The sequence below is a fragment of the Photobacterium makurazakiensis genome (assembly GCF_050336715.1).
Taxonomy (GTDB): domain Bacteria; phylum Pseudomonadota; class Gammaproteobacteria; order Enterobacterales; family Vibrionaceae; genus Photobacterium; species Photobacterium makurazakiensis.
Genome location: NZ_JAKJSJ010000149.1, coordinates 1 through 760 on the forward strand (window position 1 = coordinate 1; position 760 = coordinate 760).

Annotated in this window: 1 protein-coding gene; it reads left to right on the forward strand. The window is 35.4% G+C overall.

All coding sequences use genetic code 11. The annotated features are described in order from the left end of the window. The first annotated feature begins 127 nt into the window (after window positions 1-127). Window positions 128-409, forward strand: a complete 282-nt coding sequence (locus L4D09_RS28815) for an HlyU family transcriptional regulator (RefSeq protein ID WP_428460952.1) — start codon at window positions 128-130, stop codon at window positions 407-409. Window positions 410-760 lie beyond the last annotated feature (351 nt).

Genomic DNA, 760 nt, shown 5'->3' on the forward strand with positions numbered 1-760 from the left:
GTGGTTACTTGTGTAGTAAAACCAACATATATCCTGCTTCTGGATGAAATTTTTATTATCATGGCATGTTTTTTTTCAAAAAATGGCATGATGTCACTGTATGAAATTGATAATGGAGATAATTTAGGTGGGCTTCTTTTCAAAACTATTCGGATTGGATAAATCTGAAGTGAAAAAAACTGAGGTTGAGCCGGTTGAGTATGAAGGGTATTTAATTTATCCAGAGCCGATCGCTGAAGGAGGGCAGTTTCGAATTGCTGGACGCATATGTAAAAGAAACGGTGAGGAGTTGAAGACGCATACTTTTATTCGTTCTGACTTACTCGCGTCTAAGCAAGATGCTGAATCATTTATGCTAAAAAAAGCAAAAATGTTTATTGATCAATCTGGTGAGAGCATGTTCCGCTAGGTTTGGTTATACCTGTCTATTAGCTCTATCGCTGATAGGCGGGTCTATACACTGGTAAGTAAAGTTATTTGGAAATAGTGATATTTGAACAATTATCAAGGAATGATGGTCTCTGTATCCCTCTATGGTTTCTCGTGAACGCTTTTCCTTGATGTTTTAAACAATTATCTGTCTATACAGGTGACATGTTTTGGGCGTTATATTTGGTTTTTTCCGTGAATACGGTTTTTTATGCATTTTAATGTGTGAAAAGTAATTTATATTCATGGTTTGACCTCTGTCCAGGCGTGGTAGATGTTATTTTATTTCAGTAAGAGAGTAACATTTTTCATAAATTACACTGTAATGATT